Consider the following 15796-nt stretch of genomic DNA (forward strand, 5'->3'; position numbering starts at 1 on the left):
GACGGAGTGTAGGCGAACCACGCTCTCACCGTCGGCCGCGGGCGCGACTTCCTCGGCAGCGCGCCTCCTCAGCCGCAGCAGGCCGCGGGCAAGGAGGTCGCAGACCTCGCGGAGATGGGGCGGGAGATGGGCGTTGATGGGACGGTCGTCACGCTGCATGGCGTGACAATACGAATCGTTGATCGCTGCGGGGAGTGCTGATTTGTAGCGCTACGCCACGCTCTGGCCAGCCGCCTCAGGCGACCGAGACATCCGGCGGTAGGATCACCACCCGTGCACCGATCGGAACGCGCTGGTAGAGGTCGATGATGTCCTGGTTGATCAGCCGGACGCAGCCCGCCGAAGCCATGGTGCCGATGGTCCAGGGCTCGACCGTGCCGTGCAGGCGGTAATAGGTGTCGACGCCGGCCTGGTAGAGGTAGAGCGCCCGTGCGCCGAGGGGATTGCGGCCGCCGCCCGGCACGCCGTCGCGGAACGGGCCGTAACGCTGCGGATCGCGCCGGACCATGTCGGGCGTCGGGCGCCAATTCGGCCAGGCGGCCTTGCGCTCGACATAGGCTTCGCCCGTGAGGTTGAAGGCCTCGTCCCGGCCAACGGCGATGCCGTAGCGCATGGCGCGGCGGCCCTCGAGGGCCAGGTAGGCGTAGCGGGCGGCCGTATCGACGACGATGGTCCCCGGCTCGTCGTCGCGCGAATAGGCAACCTCGCGACGGAGGAACCGCGGATCGATGCGCCGAAGGTTCACCGCGGGGATCCAAAAGCGGTCGGTGGTGATCGCCCCGTAGATCCGACGGTAGTCGGGCTCAGCCGCCGGCACGGCCGCGGGCGGCGGCTCCGGCGCGACGGCCTCAGCCTGCGGCGCTGACGGGTGCCGCGACGGCTGCGGCGCCTCGGACGACGCACACGCCGCGAGCAGGCCAGGCAGGCTGGCGACAAGGCTCCTTCGGCTAACCCTCATCGATCGTCCGGAATCCCCTGGGCGGCATCGAGCCTGCTTGGACTAAGTCAACGATACCGGCGGCGCCGATGTCCACAGGAGCGGCCGTGGCCTAAGCGCCGACCTGCCGCCCGAGCCAAATCACCCGCCCGATGACATGGACGTCCTCAGCGCTCAGGCCGCGCTGCGGCTGATAGGCGGGGTTGTCCGACAGCACGCTGAGCCGCGGCGGCCGCCCCAGTTCCACCTGCACCCGCTTCACCTGCAGGCCGTTGCCGGTGCGGATGACGTAGATCCCGTCCTTGTCCCCCGGCTGGTTCTGCCGGAAGTCCACCAGCACCGTGTCGCCGGTGCGAAGCGTCGGCTCCATGGAGTCCCCATCCACCGAGATCACCGCCAGCTGGTCGAGCGGCGCGGTGGTGACCGTGCGGACCCACTCCTCCCGGAAGGCGATGCGATAGACGACCGCCTCCCGGTCGATCTCCTGGCCAGGACCGGCTGAGGCGCGGGCGTCATAGACGGGCAGCAGCGCCCAGTTGTCGCCGCCCATGCTGATCACCTCGGCCCCGACCGGGCCGGTGTAGGAGGTGGGCGGCCGGGGCGGCGTCGCCTTGCGTCGCACCCGCTGGCCGAGCACCGCCGCGGCTTCCTCCGGGGTGTTGATGGCGATGCCCGCGTCGCCGGCCTCCTTGCCGAACAGCAGCATCTGCCAGGTGATGCCGAGGGGCACGGCGAGCTCGCGCGCCGCCCGCGCCGTGAGCGGCCGACGGCCACTCTCATAGGCGCGGTAGGTCGCCTCCGGCACGCCGGCGAGACGGGCCAATTCGGCCCCTGAATCAATGCCCTTGGCTTCGCGAAAGCGGCGGAGGCGGTCTGCGGTGGATTCCATGGCGCTGCAATATGTAGCGCTTTCTTCGCGATTGTGTAGCAGGTTTCTGCATATACAAACAGTCTTGTTTGCGTGCCGCGACGGAGCGTATCTGTCCGGCATGCCCGACCGCATCGCCCTCCGCAAACGGCCCGCCGAACCGGCACGCCCGGCGCTGTCGCCCGCGCTCCCGCCGCCCAAGAGCTTCGCCGAGGTGATCGCCCTCTGGCCGAACGCCAGCGACCTCGCCGCCCTGCTCGACGTCGAGGCGGTCACCGTCCGCGCCTGGCGTCGCCGCGGGATCCCCGCCCGCTACTGGGCCGCGGTCGCCGAGGCGGCGCGTTTCAGTGGCCGTCCGGTCGATGAACGCCTGCTCGCTGAACTCGGCTCCCTCCGGAGGTATCGCCATGCATGATCGCCTCACGCATCCCGCAGCGTCTGCTGCAGCGCCCCTGCCTGACACCGTGCTCCCACTCGGCGCGGCGCCCTTCATCGCCTGGGCGATCAATGCGCTGCCGGGCGATCGCGCCATCTACTGGCAGGGCCATATCGCCCGCGACGCCTGGCCGGTGATGGGTCGGCTGCGGCCGCGCGACTGCCGGGCGCTGACCGAGACCGCCCGTCTCGCCCTGCGCCTGGCCGAGGATGGCTACCTCCGCCTGGTGCAGCACCGGCTCGGGACGCACGACTACGCCTATGTCGCCATCGCGCGCCGCATGTCGCCGGCGCGGCGCGCGCGGCGGCTGACGCTCCCCATCGCGGAAGCCGCGTGATGGGCAAGCCGTCCCGCGACAAGGGCCTGCGCCGCGAGCGCGCCATCGTCGAACTGCACGTGAAGTGCGGCATCCCCGCCGAGCGCGTCCCGCTCTCCGGCGCGTCGCACTATCGCGGCAACGGCGCCGACATCGACATCTACGCCCGCGGCGCGACCGGGCCGCCGCTGACCGCCGAGGTCAAGGCGCGCGGTGACGGCAACGGCTTCAAGACGCTGCTGCGCTGGCTCGGCTCCCATGACGCGCTGTTCCTCTGGCAGGACCGCCAGGCGCCGATCGTCGTCATCCCCATGCATGTCTGGCTTGAGGTGCTCGGCCTGATCAACCGTACGGCGGGCGGCACCGGCAGCATCCAGCAGGAGCCTGACGCGGACACGCCGCGGCAGCAGGCCCGCGCGGCGGCCGAGCATGGCCGTCCCCATGACGCTATCGCGGAGCGTGCGGCATGAACGGCTTCGCACAACACGGCCTCGATCACCTCTCGGCCACCAGCCTCAACCTCTACGCGGCCGAACCGGCGCTTTGGGTAGTGGAAAAGCTGCTGCATCGGCGGGCGCCGGTGGGTTGCGCCGCGTATCGCGGCATCGCGGCGGAGCATGGCGTCAGCCTCGGCCTGTTCGATCCCGCGCTCTCCATGGAGGACTGCCAGGCGGCAGCGCTGGCCGAATTCGACCGCCTCGCCGCGCTGTCCGCCGATCCGAACCGCGGCAAGGAGCGCGAGCCCATTCCCGGCATCGTCGCCACCGCGCTGGTGGAGCTGCGCCAATACGGCCCGCCAACCCCACCGCCGGAGGGGCAGCGCCAGCATCGCGTCGAGGTCACCCTGCCGGACGTGCCGGTGCCGCTGATCGGCTACCAGGACTTCGTCTGGGACGCGCACGGCATCGTCCTCGACCTCAAGACCCAGCTGCGCCTGGCCTCCGAGATCAGCCCCGCCCATGCGCGACAGGGAGCGGTCTATGTCGCTGGCACCAACCGCGAGATGCGCTTCTGCTACGCGACGCCCAAGAAGGTCGCGGTCTACGCGCTGCAGGACCCGGCCGCGCCTCTCGCCGTGCTGCGCGAGGTCGCGCTCCGCCTCGAGCGCTTCCTGCGCCTGTCGCGCGATCCGCAGGAACTCGCTGGGCTGCTCTGCCCCGACTTCGAGAGCTTCTGGTGGTCCGCCCCCGAGGCCCGCGCACTGGGGAGGGAGGTCTATGGCTACTGACCTCCGCCCCACGCCGCGGCGGCGCTGGCGACCGTCCCTGATCCCGCTCGAGTTGCTGGCGGCGACGCTGCACTGGGCCGGGCTGTGGGCGCTCGCCCTGCTCGTCCTGTCGCTGATCGCCTGACGCGTCCGGCGCTGCGCGCCCGCCGCACCTGGCGCGCGTCACCCCCACCGAGAGGATAGGCCCATGGCCCTCGGCCTGAACACCAGCACCAGCGGTGCCGACTTCGTCCCCCACATCCGCTACGACGCGCGCGCCGGCCGCATGTTCCGCGCCGACCGCGCCCAGGCCGCCGACGGCCGGTGGGAAACCACCCTGGTCGACATCACCAGTCCGCCGCCGCAGTTCCTGATGGATCTCGCGCAGATCGAGATCGGCTGGCTGTCCTATACCGGCGGCACCCCGGATCTGCGGCTGGTGCCCTTCGGCGCGGCCCTGCCGCCGCAGCCGAGCAAGGACCACCGCCAGGGCTTTCGGGTGCGGGTGTTCGCCCCGAAGCTGCTCGGCGGCCTGCGCGAATTCGCCTCCTCGGCCAAGGTGGTGATCGCGGCGATGGACGCGCTGCACAGCACCTATGAGGCGGCGCCGGAGCGCGGCCAGGGGATGGTGCCGGTGGTGACCTTCGCAGGCACCTCGCCGGTGGTGAGCAAGGGGCCGCAGGGCAGCAGCACCAACTATGCGCCGGTGTTCCGCATCGAGAAATGGGTGGCGCGCCCGGCCGATCTGCCGATCGGTGCGCTGCCCGGGGCGCAGGACACCACCGCGGCGGCTTCGCCCGCCGCAGCTGCGCCCGCCCCAACGGCATCTGTCCCTGCAGCGCCGCCCCGGCACGTGCCGCCGCCGGTCTCGGTCGCGGCGCCGCCGGTGACGGTGGCGCCCGCGCTGGTGACGCACGACACCGAGTTCTGAGCCGATGGACGGGACGGCGAGCCAGGTGCAGCGCGACGGCGACGGGCTGATCTGCCCGCTGCCAGACGCGCTGCGCGCGCTCGCCGCCCGGCCGCATTGGGTGATCTGGCGCTGGACCGAGCCGACCGACGGCCGCAAGCCCGACAAGCCGCTGTTTCGCGCCGGCGATCCCTGGCGCCACGCCTCAACCCAGGAGCCTGCCTCCTGGGACAGTTTCGCCGCTGCCATGGGCGCGGTCGCCGCCGGCGAGGCGGACGGCGCCGGCTATGTGCTGCGCGACGATGCGGCGCACATCTTTCTCGATCTCGATGCCTGCCGCGATCCCGTCACCGGCGCGCTGACGGACTGGGCGCAACGGCTGGTGGAGGAGGCCGACAGCTACACCGAGGTCACGCCCTCCGGACGGGGGCTCCGCATCATCGGGCTGAACGAGAGCCTGAGCGCCCCGATCCATCGCCGCGTCGCCATGCCGGAGGGTGGCAGCGTCGAGATCTTTCACCGCTGCCCGCGCTACGTCACCGTCTCCGGCCGCCTGCTGCGGGAGGCACCCGACGCGCTGCGGCCGATCTGCGACGTCGCCGCCGACCTGCTGCTGCTGGCGCAGCCGGCATCCCCCGCCACCGTGGGTCACACGGATGGCCCGCCCGCACCGCGCTCGCATCCGGACGCCGCCGCCTCGGCCGACGACATCGCCGCCGCACTGGCGCAGATCCCCAATGCCGACCTGCCCTGGGACGAGTGGTCGCGCATCGGCATGGCGGTGTGGCGTGCCTCGGGCGGCAGCGCCGCGGGCCTCGCCGCCTGGACGGCCTGGTCCGCGAAGTCATCGAAGCATCAGGACGCCGCCTGCGCCGAACGTTGGCAGCACTGGTTCCGCAGCCCGCCGGATCGAATCGGCTTTGCCTCGCTGTATCGCCTCGCCCGGCTGGCGAACCCGCTCTGGGTCAAGCCGTCGCTGGTCGCAGCGCGCACGCCCGCCTCGGCGCCGCAGGTGGGCGGACAGGTCGCCGGACAGGGCGCGCATGCGGATTGGGAGGGCGACGTCGCGGCGCCACAGGTCTCCACGCCCCGCGGCGCCCAGGGCGCGACCACAGCGGACCTCGTCGCCACGCCCTTCGACCCCGCCGAGTTCGCCAGCCTGGCGCCGCGCGAATGGGTCTATGGCCATTTCCTGATCCGCCGCTTTGTCTCCGTCCTTGGCGCCCCGGGCGGCACCGGCAAGACCGCCTACGCCATCGGCGTCGCCCTCTCTGTCGCGCTCGGCCGCCCCCTGGTCGAGGAGCCGGTGCACAGCCCGGGCCGCGCCTGGATCTACAACCTGGAAGACCCGCGCGACGAACTGCTCCGTCGCGTACAGGCCGCCCTGATCGCGCACCGCATCCCGCCGAGCGATCTCGCCGGGCGCCTGTTCCTCGACAGCGGCCGCGAGCAGCCGCTGATCCTCGCTACCCGTCTGCCGGACGGCAGCACCGTCGCCACGCCGCTGGTGGACGCGCTGATCGCCGAGCTCACCCGCCGCCAGGTGCGGCTGCTAGTCGTCGATCCCTTCGTGAAGTCGCATCGCCTCGAGGAGAACCGCAACGACCAGGTCGACTTCGCCGCCACGCTGTGGTCGCGCGTTGCCGACGCCGCCGGCTGCGCCGTGCTGCTGGTGCATCACTTCCGGAAAGGGGGCATCGCCGGTGACGCCGATGCGTTCCGCGGCGCCTCCGCGCTGGTCGATGCGGCGCGCGCGGCGGTCGCGCTGCGCGCCATGGACGAGAAAGAAGCCGAGCGCTTCGGCATCGACGAAGACGAGCGCTGGTTCTTCGTCCGCGCCGATAACGCCAAGCTGAACCTCGCGCCGCGCCCGCTCGACGCGACCTGGCTGCAGCTGCGCTCGATCACGCTGCCGAACGGCGACCACGTCCAGGCCGTCGCGCGGTGGCGCCCTGCCTCGGTGTTCAAGGACCTCACGCTCGCGGCCTCGGCCGACCTGATCGAGCAGCTCGGTTCCCCCCGCGATGATGGTGAGCGCTGGTCCGCGCGCCCGCAGGACAGCGATCGCTGGGCGGGCACCCTCATTACCAGCGTCGTCGGCTGCACCGAGGAGCAGGCCCGCACGATCCTGGCTGGCTACCTGAAAGGCCAGGCCCTTCGGATCGTCGACTACCAGAGCCCGAAGCAGCGCAAGGCGCGCAAGGGGCTCGAACACGACCCGCAGGCCGTCGCCGGCATGCGGCTTCACGCACAGGAGGAAAACGACGCATGAGGAAGCCTCTCAGCCTGCCGGGTCAGCCGACCATCGGCGGGGTCGCCTTTGTTCAGCATCAGCGCTTTGAGTGCGTCGAAATCCGGCCGCACACCACGCGCGACGGCCGCCATATCGAGCTGACGCGCTGGCTCGGTCACTGCACCGACTGCGGCGCGCCGTTCGATCTCGTCACGCCACGTCGCGCAGGTGCTGTCCGCGTCGATCGGCGCCGCTGTGCGGAGCACCGCGATCCCAAGCGCCGGGTCAAGGTGCTGGCGGGAGCAGAGGCATGAGGCCGCTCGCGGATATCTGCGCCACTGCCCTGCGCCACTGGCGCAGCACTGGCGCAGTGGCGCGGCGACCGGTTGCCGGGGAGGGCTGCGCCTCTGCGCCACTGACCTGGCCCATGCCCTCATGCCCCTTAGGGGGCATGGGGCAGTGGCGCAGTGGCGCAGCCCGGACCGGTGGGGCAGCGGCGCAAGATCCCCAGCAGTTTGGAGAGCACGGGCGGCCATCCAGTGGCGCAGCAGCAGCGCACACCATCACGGAGACGAGGGCATGATGTCAGGGGCTACTGATCGCTCGGCCACCGCTATGGCCGTCCAGGGCCTGGTGCAGTCGGTCGATGCGTTGACCGACGCCATCGAGCGCAAGTGGGGCGTGGGCCGGCTGCGCCTGCTGGTCGAGGACGGGCTGCGCGAGCGGTTCGATCGGCAATGGGCGAAGTGGCAGGCGGCCTATGGCGCGCAGGACCTCGATGCCGTGCGCGCCCATTCCGAGGCGATGCGGCGCGCCTGGGCCGCCATGGACACCGCCGCGCTGGCCGCCGGCCACCAGCCCCTGGCGCCGGAGGTCTGGGAGACGCGGATGCCGGACGGCGTCGTGCTGGCCATCGTCCGCACCCTGCCCGAGGCGCAGGCGCTGGCGCGCGATGGCCGCGACCGCGAGGTGTGGACGCTCGACGAGGTGGGCCGCGTCATCTGCGCCTGGGAGGGGCGGCACTGGGTCGATGCCATCCACCAGCATTTCCCCGGCTCGCGCATCGAGGCGCTGCGCCTGACGCCGCGCGGCGGCGAGTTCGACTGGTCGCGCGGGGACGCGATCCCGTTCGGCCACGAGACGGGCGACACGCATGCCTACACCCCGATCCGGCGGAGGGCCGGCGCATGAGGCTGCCTGGTGCTCCCCGTCCGCCGCGCTCGTCGCTCGACCTCGCCCGCAGCCCAACCAACGACGCGGAGGTGAACGCGATGCGGGCCGCGGCCTGGCACCGGCTCGGCGTCGTCGCGATCCCGGTCGACGAGATCACCGATCCCTGGCTGCGGCAGGCGATCACCAACGAGGCCAATCGCCGCTGGGGGCGGCGCGATGGAGGCAGCAGCCATGGCCGCTAAGCGGAGGACGAAGCGCCCGGCGACGCCGCGTGAGGATCTGTCGGAGCCTTCGAAGTGGCGGCTGCAGCATGGCCCGGTGGGCGAGCCCGTGCGCGAGGCGGATCCCGAGACCGGGCTGCCGGTCGTGCATCGCCGCACGGTCGACACCCTCGGCCAGATGCTGGCCAACGGCACCATCACGCAGGAGATGCACGATGCGGGCGCGGTGTTCCGCCGGCAGTTCCGCGTTGCAGCGCTCGATCAGCTGCGCGCCATGCCGCTGCTCCGTCTGCCGGGTGGCTCAGGGGACCGGCTCACTGAGCGGCAGGCCAAGGCGCGCATGGAGGCGGCCGATGCCGTCACCGCCCTGGGTGGCTTCGACAGCGCGGCGGGCTCGATCGTCTGGCATGTGGTCGGCCTCGAGTGCTCGGTGCGCGAATGGGCGCAGCGTCAGGGCTGGGGTGGGCGCAGCGTCGGGCACGCCCAGGCGCAGGGGATGCTGGTGGCAGCGTTGGGCGTGCTGGCGGTGATCTACGGCTTCAAGCCAAGGAGCAGGGCTGCATAATGTTGTCGTCTGTCAGCTTGACGACCTAACCTCGGGTTGAAGAACCTCGCTCTCGGCGAGGCATACTTGGTCGGGACGCCATGAATCGCTTCATTCCGTCGATCCTACTCGCAGGTTTCCTAAGCCTACCGCTCGCTGCCTGGAGCCAAGCACCTGGCAGCCCTGGGCCGACCGTCGGCACCGAGCTCAGCGACACATTCGCCGCGGACCTCGCGCTTGTTCGGACGCAGATCGCTGAGGCCGAGCGGGATCTTACGTCGGCGCCGGGCGGTCTGCTGGGCGACCTGACGCGCGTCCGGATCGGTGTCTACCGCTTGACCGAGGCGCTGCTGGAGCATCGTGCTGCAGTGGCGGCGACAGCAGTGTCCGTGCCTGGTGTTCTGACCGCCCCAGATCCTGCACGAATCGCCCGTGCTGAGGCCGAGGTGGCGGCGGCTCGGGAGCGCGTCGCTGCGGCCATGGCACAGGCGAGCCAGTCGGGGGGCATGATTGGCATACTTGCCCTGACAACGCTCGCCACAGAGAGGCAGGCGTTGGCGCTCGCCGAACTCGCAGCCGTCTCGGCTCGACAAGGATTCGCTTTGGCGCCACCGGCGAGCGGCGGGGGTTCCACTACTCAGCCCGCCGCATCCGCCCCTACCGCAGATATCCCCGGCACATCAGAAGCCGACGATCGAGCGCCCGACGCGCCGAGAAGCCGAGCGCTCCCGGCAGCAGAGCGTCGCACCCTCCAGAGCTTGGGTTACAGCGTCGAGGACGACTGGGCATTCCTTTCCTCGCGATCCCGGATGGACGATACGCCGCAAGCGCATGGTCGCACGCAGGCCTTGGAGGATTTCTATACGAACCGCGACGCACGAGCGTTGTTGGTCGCCTGCGTCGAGGGTGAGACGCGGCTCTACGTCGATGTGCAGAAGTACCTTCTGACAGACTACCAGCGACGCACGGTGCGGGTGACGTACCGCATCGATCAGCGGGCGCCAGTCACAGTGAACTGGGGGACGTCGACGTCGGGCCGCGCGACGGGCTTGTGGGGGCGAGATGCGATACCGTTGATCCGCGCCTTACTAGACGGTGAGGAATTGCTGCTGCGTGTCGTCGAGCAGAACAACCAGCAGCACCAGATGACGTTCTCGCTCAAGGGCTTCCGACAAGCTGCACAGGCGGTCGCCGAGGCGTGTCGCTGGTCCCTGCAAGCGCCGGCGCCGGCGTCAGGGCAGCAACCCCGACCTGCAGGTGCTCAAAGGCGATAACCGATCTGGCATCGCAAGCGGCTATGGATCGCTGTTACAATTCACCGTCTGGCGGCGCGGAATCCGCATCTCGTAGACTCTTCCCACGATGACGAAGTGCGGGCGCAGCCCGGCACGACAGACGCCCGGAGCCCACAGCCCGGGCGCTTTGCGTTGATGGGGTGAGCGGGATGGCGAGGCTGCGCATGCTGTCGACGCGCATCGCCCGCCACGACACCCGCACCGCGCTGCCGCCTCCGAAGCAGCCTGACCCGCACTACGCCTCCACCGCGCATCGCGACTGGCGCGCTGCCGTACTCACCCGCGCCGGCCACGCCTGCCAGCGTTGCGGTCGCCGCGGCGTGCGGCTCTACGCCGACCACATCGTCGAAATGCGCGACGGTGGTGCCGCGCTCGACGTGACGAACGGCCAGACTCTGTGCGGTGCCTGCCACACGACCAAGACCGTCGCCGTCCGCGCCGCACGCATGGCGCGCTGACCCCGCGCCCGCTGCCGATGGGGAGGGGGGGATCGGATCTCTGGCGCCTTGGGGCGCCCCTCCGCGACGGGGGACACGCGGGGATTTTTCCCTCCCTAAAAATGGTGGAGTTCACGCATGCAGCGAGCCTGGCCGGCCGATGCGGTCGAGCGGCGCCCGGTGGCCTCGCTGCTGCCCTACGCCCGCAATGCGCGCACCCACAGCGAGGCGCAGGTGGCGCAGATCGCCGCCGCCATCCGCGAATGGGGCTGGACCGTGCCGGTGCTGGTGGACGAGGCCGGGCAACTGATCGCCGGCCACGGCCGTGTGCTGGCGGCGAAGGCCCTCGGCCTGCTCGACGTGCCGGCGATGGTGGCGCGCGGCTGGTCCGAGGCCGACAAGCGCGCCTACGCGCTGGCGGACAACAAGCTGACGCTCAATGCCGGTTGGGATGCCGACCTGCTCAAGGGGGAGCTGTTCGAGCTGCGCTCAGAGGGCTTCGACCTCGGGCTGATCGGCTTCGGCGCGGACGAGGTGGCGGGGCTGCTTGGCGATCTCGCGGATGTCGCGGCCGCGGATACGGGGGAGTTGGGGGACGCATCCGGCGGCGGTTCCGGCATCGGAGTTGGTGGTGACGCCGAGGGGGACGAGGATCCCGCCGACGCCGAGCCGGTGCCGCCGCGCCAGGCCGTCGCTCGCCCCGGCGATCTCTGGCTGCTGGGCGAGCATCACCTGCTCTGCGGCGACAGCACCGACCCCGCCTGCGTCGCCCGCGTGCTGGGCGGGGACCGCGCCGCGCTGCTCTTCACCAGCCCGCCCTATGGCAACCAGCGCGCCTACACCACCGGGGGCATTTCGGATTGGGATGCGCTGATGCGGGGCGTGTTCCAGCACCTCCCCGCCATCCTCGCCGAGGACGGCCAGGCGTTGGTGAACCTCGGCCTGATCCATCGCGACGGGGAGTGGCAGCCCTATTGGCAGGGCTGGGTGGAATGGATGCGCGCGCAGGGCTGGCGGCGGTTCGGGCTGTACGCCTGGGATCAGGGGCCAGGCCTGCCGGGAGACTGGAACGGCCGACTGGCGCCGGCCTTCGAGCTGGTGTTCCACTTCAACCGAAAGTCCCGCCAGCCGAACAAGATCATCCCCTGCAAATGGGCGGGGACGGAGAACAAGGGCAGCGGGCTGCGCGCCGCGGATGGCGAGGTGAAAGCCTACACTCATGCCGGCCTGCCGGTGCAGGAGATGCGCATCCCGGACAGCGTGCTGCGCATCACTCGCCACAAGGGCCGGGGCATCGAGACTGAGCACCCGGCAGTGTTCCCGGTGGCACTACCGGAGCTCCTGCTGCAGAGCTACGCCAATCTGGGCGATGCGGTGTTCGAGCCCTTCGCTGGCTCCGGCACCACGATCCTGGCCGGGCAGCGCACGGGGCGGAAGGTCAGGGCGATCGAGCTCGCGCCGGCCTATGTCGACCTTGCCATCGCCCGCTACCGGATGGTGTTCCCCGAGCTGAGGGTCACGCTGGACGGGGACGGCCGGGACTACGACGCCGTCGCCGCCGAGCGCGCTGCCGCGCAGGAGCCCGCCCGTGCAGCCTGATCTGCGCGTGGAGATGCTGCCGACCGCGCTGCTGGCGCCCTATGCCGCGAATGCCCGGCAGCACCCGGAGGCGCAGGTGCAGCAGCTGGCCGCATCGATCCGCGAGTTCGGCTTCAACGTGCCGGTGCTGGTCGATGATGCGAGCGTGCTGATCGCCGGCCATGGCCGCGTGCTTGCGGCGAAGGCGCTCGGGCTTTCCTCCATCCCTGCGATCCGGCTCGGGCATCTGACCGAGGCGCAGGCCAAGGCCTATCGGCTGGCCGACAACCAGCTGGCGCTGAATTCCACCTGGGACGAGGGACTGCTGGCCGGTGAGTTGCGCGGCCTGCTCGACGCCGAGTTCGACCTTGGGCTGATCGGCTTCGATGCCTTAACGCTGGATCGCCTGCTGGCCGGCCCCGCGGAGGACGAGACCGGCGGTTCCGATCCCGACGCGCCAGCGCCGGAGCCGCCATCCTTCCCCGTGTCACGCCCCGGCGATCTGTGGATCCTCGGCCGGCATCGGCTGCTGTGCGGTAATGCCACCAACGCGCAGGACGTCGCGCGGGTGCTCGACGGCGCGAAACCGCATCTGATGGTCAGCGATCCGCCTTATGGGGTGGAGTACGACCCCTCCTGGCGGAACGAGGCCGGTGTGTCGTCCACCGCGCGCAGGGGGAAGGTCGCGAATGACGACCGCGCCGACTGGCGGGAGGCCTGGGCGCTGTTCCCGGGCGACGTCGCCTATGTCTGGCACGCCGGCGTGCACGCCCGCACCGTCATCGACAGCCTCGGGGCCGCCGGCTTCCAGATCCGCAGCCAGATCATCTGGGCCAAGCCGCGCTTCGTGCTGGGGCGCGGCGACTACCACTGGCAGCACGAGCCCTGCCTCTACGCGGTGCGCAAGGGTGCCACCGGCCACTGGCAGGGGGCGCGCGACCAGGCGACGCTGTGGTCGATCGGCTTCGGCGGCGACGAAGATGCCGAGACCATCCACGGCACACAGAAGCCGGTCGAGTGCATGCGTCGGCCGGTCGTCAACAACAGCGCGGTCGGCGATGCGGTGTACGAACCCTTCGCGGGATCGGGCACCACCATCATCGCCGCGGAGACCAGCGCGCGGCGCTGCTACGCGATGGAGATCGATCCTCGGTACGTCGATGTCGCCGTGCTGCGCTGGCAGGCCCTGACGGGCAAGGCGGCGGTGCTCGCAGGTGAGGATCGGACCTTCAAGGACATGGCCGCTGCACGCCACACGGCCGACGTGGCCTGACCCGCGCTTTGGGCTCGGAGGCAGTGCGGCCCTGGGGTAGCCTCACGAACATGGTGGACCCCTTCGATCTCGAACGCTTCGTCCAGGCGCAGGAAGAGGTGATGCCCGCGGTCAGGCGCGAGCTGGCTGCGGGCGATAAGCAAACGCATTGGATGTGGTTCGTGTTTCCGCAGTTGCGTGCGCTCGGCCGGAGCGGGACCGCGCAGCGCTATGGAATCGCCTCGCTTGCCGAGGCGCGGGCCTATCTGGCGCATCCGCTCCTCGGACCACGGCTGGTGGACTGCACAAGGCTGGTGCTGGCCGTTGACGGACGCACTGTCCATGAGATCTTCGGCAGTCCCGATGATCTGAAGTTCCGTTCGTCGATGACCCTGTTTGCCGCGGCCGATCCGGCGGCCACCGTCTTCACGGATGCCCTGGCGAAGTACTTCGGTGGGGCGCCGGATCCGCGCACCGTCGAGCTGCTGGCGCAGCCCTGACACAGCGACACCGCCGCCTGCACCGGCAGGCGGCGGTGCTCTGCTGCGATCCGGTCGCGACGTCAGTCGGTGACCGCGTAGACGCTGTAGGACCCGCGGGCACCTTCTTTGTTCGGCCCGACCTGGCGCACCCGCTCCAGCACCGTGACCTCGATGCCCTTCTTCTTCAGCCCGGCGAAGAACCCGCGCACCGTGTGTTGCGCCCAGCCGGTGGCCTCGGCGACCTGCGCCACCGTCGCCCCCTCGGGGCGGCGCAGCAGGGCGAGCACTGCCTCCTGCTTCGTACCCTCGCGCGGCTTGGGCAGCGCGCCCGGCTCCCGTGGCGGACGACCCGGCTTCGTGGCGAGGGCGGCGCGCAGGGCATCGATCGCGGTCGGCAGGTCGGTGCGCATGTTCGCGTCGTCATCCCAGGCATCGAGGACGCGCTGCGCGGCGGCACGCAGGGTGGGGCTCGGCGTCGGGCGCGGGGTAGCGAGGGCCTGGTCCAGTAGGGCCAACTCCTCCGCCAGGGGCGCGCCCTGGGCCGGGTCGGCTGGCGCCGCGGGGGTGTCGTGCGCGGGCGCCTCCTCTTCGCCCGTCCGCGCCGTGTCGCCAACCGTGGCCGGCTCACCGTTCTCGTCCCCGTCGATGAGGCGGGGATCCACCCCGTTGCGCTCATCCCGCGGGCGGGTGTCCTCGACTTCCTCCGTCTCGCCCGCCGGTTCGACGCCGATCGCGCGCAGTCCCGCGTCGGTGATGCGCAACAGCCGGGTCCGGCCGTCGATCTGCCAGGCGTCCCGCGCGGCGTAGGCGCTCGCGTGCTCGTCGCGGACCAGCCCCTGCTTGATCAGGGACTTCGCCACCGTCTGCCGCGCCGCGGCCGGCAGTCGCTCGGGCGGGACGGCCAGCCGATCGTCGCGCTGGCTCCCCTGGCTGAGGATGATGCGCTGGGTGTCGGAGAGTTTCATCGTCGGGCTCCTGGTTCGGCACCCGAGGCTCCGGGTGCTACCAGCCCGAGCCCCGCCGGCTCCTGCCGGGCGGGGCGGCGCGGGAGGGGCGCGCGCTATGCGGCGTGCTCACCGCGCTTGAAGTAGGCGTCGGTCACCCGGCGCATCTGCTCCGTGTAGAATTCGAGGTCGCCGACCTTGCCCCAGAGCACCGCCTCGGGATCGGCGCCGAAGTGGTCGGCGGACATGCGCTGCAGGTCGGCGAGCAGGGCATCGAACTCCGCCTTCTTCGCCAGGAAGGCAGCCAGGCTCCGCTGCTGGTTGGCTTCGCGCTTGGTCATCGTGGTCTCCGTCCTCTGCGTCGCGTGACGGACCATTCGCGCTGAGCCGCGCCCGAGCCAAGCCAATCGCGTGCTCATGATGTTGCTCAGTTCAGCGCGATCCGATCATCTCGTGACGCCGCGGCGCCACGCCACCAGGGAGCCGCGCATCGCGGCGCTGCACCCCATGCCCCGCAAGCCCGGCCGCCCGGCCTACGTTCCCACCGAGAAGGACCGCGCCACCGTCAAGACGATGTCCGCCTTCGGCATCCCGGACTACGAGATCGCCCGCGTGATCGCGCTCGACCCCAAGACGCTGCGCAAGCACTTCTGGACCGAGCTCGAGGTCGGCCATGTCGAGGCCAACGCGAAGGTCGCCGCCTCCCTGTTCAAGAAGGCGACCGGCGACGGCCGCGAGGCAGTGGTGGCGGCGATCTTCTGGCTGAAGTGCCGCGCCGGCTGGCGCGAGCGTCCCGCCACGGATGATCTCGGCAAGAAGGAGCAGCGCGCCCTCGAGGCGGAGACCGCCGAGCGCGGTACCTCATGGGAGAGCCTGCTCGAACCGGCGAGCATCCGGCTGCAGTGACGGCTTGGTCGCTGGCCTGCCCCGATTGGATCGCACGGATCCAGGCCGGCAGGACGC

General features: G+C 71.0%; 21 protein-coding genes. 17 read left to right on the forward strand and 4 right to left on the reverse strand.

What is annotated here, in order from left to right; genetic code table 11:
* Positions 1-235: 235 nt before the first annotated feature.
* Positions 236-817 carry a L,D-transpeptidase gene (locus tag GXW76_RS25915; RefSeq protein ID WP_211860313.1) on the reverse strand — a complete coding sequence of 194 codons (582 nt, stop codon included), beginning with the start codon at positions 815-817 and terminating at the stop codon, positions 236-238.
* Positions 818-1049: 232 nt separating this feature from the next.
* Positions 1050-1940, reverse strand: coding sequence for a S24 family peptidase (locus GXW76_RS02020; RefSeq protein ID WP_338150866.1), 891 nt, complete (start codon positions 1938-1940; stop codon positions 1050-1052).
* Here GXW76_RS02020 and GXW76_RS02025 point away from each other — a divergent pair.
* From GXW76_RS02025 to GXW76_RS02095, 16 genes are all read left to right on the forward strand, one after another.
* Positions 1927-2220, forward strand: a complete 294-nt coding sequence (locus GXW76_RS02025) for a hypothetical protein (RefSeq protein WP_211860315.1) — start codon at positions 1927-1929, stop codon at positions 2218-2220. The two genes, GXW76_RS02020 and GXW76_RS02025, sit on opposite strands and share 14 nt — an antisense overlap.
* Positions 2213-2578 carry a hypothetical protein gene (locus GXW76_RS02030; protein ID WP_211860316.1) on the forward strand — a complete coding sequence of 122 codons (366 nt, stop codon included), beginning with the start codon at positions 2213-2215 and terminating at the stop codon, positions 2576-2578. Before GXW76_RS02025 ends, GXW76_RS02030 begins: the two co-directional genes overlap by 8 nt.
* Positions 2578-3027 (forward strand): hypothetical protein, encoded by a 450-nt coding sequence (locus tag GXW76_RS02035; RefSeq protein WP_211860317.1) that lies wholly within the window; start codon positions 2578-2580, stop codon positions 3025-3027. Before GXW76_RS02030 ends, GXW76_RS02035 begins: the two co-directional genes overlap by 1 nt.
* The gene (locus GXW76_RS02040; RefSeq protein WP_211860318.1) at positions 3024-3785 is read left to right on the forward strand and encodes a hypothetical protein; all 762 of its coding nucleotides are present in this window, start codon (positions 3024-3026) and stop codon (positions 3783-3785) included. The genes GXW76_RS02035 and GXW76_RS02040 overlap by 4 nt, the downstream gene beginning before the upstream one ends.
* On the forward strand, positions 3775-3909 hold the full coding sequence (locus GXW76_RS25920; RefSeq protein WP_272876002.1) for a hypothetical protein: 135 nt from the start codon (positions 3775-3777) through the stop codon (positions 3907-3909). The genes GXW76_RS02040 and GXW76_RS25920 overlap by 11 nt, the downstream gene beginning before the upstream one ends.
* A gap of 63 nt (positions 3910-3972) precedes the next feature.
* The gene (locus GXW76_RS02045) at positions 3973-4695 is read left to right on the forward strand and encodes a hypothetical protein (RefSeq protein WP_211860319.1); all 723 of its coding nucleotides are present in this window, start codon (positions 3973-3975) and stop codon (positions 4693-4695) included.
* 4 nt (positions 4696-4699) lie between these two features.
* Positions 4700-6946, forward strand: coding sequence for an AAA family ATPase (locus GXW76_RS02050; protein ID WP_211860320.1), 2247 nt, complete (start codon positions 4700-4702; stop codon positions 6944-6946).
* Complete coding sequence (locus GXW76_RS02055; protein ID WP_211860321.1) at positions 6943-7221, forward strand: hypothetical protein; 279 nt, start codon at positions 6943-6945, stop codon at positions 7219-7221. Before GXW76_RS02050 ends, GXW76_RS02055 begins: the two co-directional genes overlap by 4 nt.
* A gap of 301 nt (positions 7222-7522) precedes the next feature.
* Positions 7523-8098 (forward strand): hypothetical protein, encoded by a 576-nt coding sequence (locus GXW76_RS02060; RefSeq protein WP_211860322.1) that lies wholly within the window; start codon positions 7523-7525, stop codon positions 8096-8098.
* A complete protein-coding gene (locus tag GXW76_RS02065; protein ID WP_211860323.1) occupies positions 8095-8322 on the forward strand; it encodes a hypothetical protein in 228 nt (75 codons plus the stop codon). The genes GXW76_RS02060 and GXW76_RS02065 overlap by 4 nt, the downstream gene beginning before the upstream one ends.
* Positions 8312-8866: a hypothetical protein gene (locus GXW76_RS02070; RefSeq protein ID WP_211860324.1), complete on the forward strand. Its 555-nt coding sequence runs from the start codon at positions 8312-8314 to the stop codon at positions 8864-8866. Before GXW76_RS02065 ends, GXW76_RS02070 begins: the two co-directional genes overlap by 11 nt.
* An 80-nt stretch (positions 8867-8946) precedes the next feature.
* A complete protein-coding gene (locus tag GXW76_RS02075) occupies positions 8947-10119 on the forward strand; it encodes a type VI secretion system-associated protein TagO (protein ID WP_211860325.1) in 1173 nt (390 codons plus the stop codon).
* Between the two features lie 185 nt (positions 10120-10304).
* Entirely contained in the window at positions 10305-10598 is a 294-nt protein-coding gene (locus tag GXW76_RS02080; protein ID WP_246513836.1) for an HNH endonuclease, read from the forward strand.
* 117 nt (positions 10599-10715) lie between these two features.
* The gene (locus tag GXW76_RS02085) at positions 10716-12176 is read left to right on the forward strand and encodes a site-specific DNA-methyltransferase (protein WP_211860327.1); all 1461 of its coding nucleotides are present in this window, start codon (positions 10716-10718) and stop codon (positions 12174-12176) included.
* Positions 12166-13428: a site-specific DNA-methyltransferase gene (locus GXW76_RS02090; protein WP_338150867.1), complete on the forward strand. Its 1263-nt coding sequence runs from the start codon at positions 12166-12168 to the stop codon at positions 13426-13428. Before GXW76_RS02085 ends, GXW76_RS02090 begins: the two co-directional genes overlap by 11 nt.
* Before the next feature lie 50 nt (positions 13429-13478).
* Positions 13479-13907, forward strand: a complete 429-nt coding sequence (locus tag GXW76_RS02095; protein WP_211860328.1) for a DUF1810 domain-containing protein — start codon at positions 13479-13481, stop codon at positions 13905-13907.
* Between the two features lie 62 nt (positions 13908-13969).
* Here the strand turns inward: GXW76_RS02095 and GXW76_RS25565 are convergent, their stop codons facing one another.
* The gene (locus GXW76_RS25565; protein WP_246513837.1) at positions 13970-14854 is read right to left on the reverse strand and encodes a DUF3489 domain-containing protein; all 885 of its coding nucleotides are present in this window, start codon (positions 14852-14854) and stop codon (positions 13970-13972) included.
* A 95-nt stretch (positions 14855-14949) separates the two neighbouring features.
* On the reverse strand, positions 14950-15174 hold the full coding sequence (locus tag GXW76_RS02105; RefSeq protein ID WP_246513838.1) for a hypothetical protein: 225 nt from the start codon (positions 15172-15174) through the stop codon (positions 14950-14952).
* 112 nt (positions 15175-15286) lie between these two features.
* Between GXW76_RS02105 and GXW76_RS02110 the strand changes: the two genes are divergently transcribed.
* Positions 15287-15739, forward strand: a complete 453-nt coding sequence (locus tag GXW76_RS02110) for a hypothetical protein (protein WP_211860330.1) — start codon at positions 15287-15289, stop codon at positions 15737-15739.
* Positions 15740-15796 lie beyond the last annotated feature (57 nt).

Source organism: Neoroseomonas soli, assembly GCF_018129065.1.
Lineage (GTDB): Bacteria > Pseudomonadota > Alphaproteobacteria > Acetobacterales > Acetobacteraceae > Neoroseomonas > Neoroseomonas soli.